The sequence below is a fragment of the Nonomuraea cypriaca genome, from assembly GCF_015645445.1.
Classification (GTDB): domain Bacteria; phylum Actinomycetota; class Actinomycetes; order Streptosporangiales; family Streptosporangiaceae; genus Nonomuraea; species Nonomuraea cypriaca.
Genome location: NZ_JADOGI010000563.1, coordinates 1 through 822 on the forward strand (window position 1 = coordinate 1; position 822 = coordinate 822).

General features: G+C 68.1%; 1 protein-coding gene. It reads right to left on the minus strand.

Annotated features, from left to right (window positions below; translation table 11 throughout):
- On the minus strand, positions 1-822 hold an 822-nt coding region (locus ITP53_RS55620), incomplete at both ends, for an alpha/beta fold hydrolase (RefSeq protein WP_195903529.1).

The following is an 822-nucleotide window of genomic DNA, read 5'->3' on the forward strand; positions in this document are numbered from 1 at the left end:
ATGGCCTGGACGGCGACATCGGGCTGGTCGAGGTAGATGTAGTGCTCGCTGTTCGTGGCCGTGGTCAGCTTGCTGCGGCCGGACAGCGCGAGCCACTCGCGCTGGCCCGCGGACCACGCCTGCTCCAGGCGCGGCCCGTACTGGGGGACGGCCGCGAGGTACTGCTTCCCATGCTTGATCACCTCCACCGGGATGTTCCCGGCGGAACGGACCCTCCCGTCGACGATGGCGAGCTTCTCCGGGTTCTGTCCCTGGAATATCGCGAGGTTCTGTGCGCGCACCTCGGCCGCCGGACCCGTGGCGGACTCGGGGATCGCCTTCGTGATGTCGTCGACCATGGTGGATGGTGTGGCGTCCATCAGGACAAGCCCCTGGACCCTGTCCTGATGGTCGGGGGCGTACCTGGCGGCGATCAGCCCGCCCAGCGAGTGCCCGGCCAGGACGACCGGGCTGTCTCCGGCGACCCGGTCGAGCACTCCGGTCAGAATCTTCCCGGTGCTGGAGAAGGTCTGCGGGCCATCCGGCTGGTCGCTCGCCCCCGCACCGAGCCGGTCGTAGGAGCAGACCCGGTTCTTCTTGCTCAGGGTCTTCTGGATGGCGGCCATCTTGTCCAGCCCGTCACCGCCTCCGTGCATCAACATGATGACCGGCTCGCCCTTGGACGGGCTGCCCGAACAGGACACGTTCACCGACCGGCCCGCAACCTTGATCTTCTTCGTTCCGGAGATCAGGTCGGCATCGGCCTTCCGCGTCGTGGAGGCGAAGGGGTCCCAGTCCGCCGCATGGTGGTGGCGAAGGGGTCCCAGTCCGCCGCCTTTCCGC